This window comes from Terrisporobacter petrolearius (assembly GCF_020748185.1).
Lineage (GTDB): Bacteria > Bacillota > Clostridia > Peptostreptococcales > Peptostreptococcaceae > Terrisporobacter > Terrisporobacter petrolearius.
Genome location: NZ_JAHZMO010000122.1, coordinates 1 through 534 on the forward strand (window position 1 = coordinate 1; position 534 = coordinate 534).

Below are 534 nucleotides of genomic sequence, written 5' to 3' on the forward strand. Positions count from 1 at the left end.
TATATTATCATATTTTTTCTACATAAATCATACTATTACTATCTGACTAAATAATCCTCTTAACAAACTACTTGTCAATTTATCTATTCACTTGTATCATGGGATTATAACAATTTAAGAAAGGAGATATGGTATGATTTCACAAAATGAAATTGATATACTTACACATAGCTTGCCTTTTTGGGATAAACTTACTGACTTACAAAAAGAATTATTAATTTCTTCAGCAAACACCTCGCATTACAAAAAAGGGAATCCCGTACATTGTGGTGATAGTGACTGTATTGGTATTTTGATTATAAAGTCTGGAACAATACGCACATACATACTTTCAGATGAAGGTCGAGAGGTTACACTGTTCCGACTTGATGATGGAGATGTATGTATTTTATCAGCTTCCTGTATTCTAAAAACAATAACTTTTGATGTCTATGTAGATGCTGAAACGGACTGCGATATTATACAGATTAGTTCCTCTGTTTTTGCAAAATTATCTACAGAAAATATTCATGCAGAGTTATTTTCATATAAATT

1 protein-coding gene is annotated in these 534 nt (G+C 30.1%); it reads left to right on the plus strand.

Going from position 1 to position 534, the window contains the following annotated elements; all coding sequences use genetic code 11:
• Positions 1-133: 133 nt before the first annotated feature.
• A partial coding sequence (locus tag K0040_RS19930; protein WP_228110430.1) for a Crp/Fnr family transcriptional regulator occupies positions 134-534 on the plus strand: 401 nt, incomplete at its 3' end.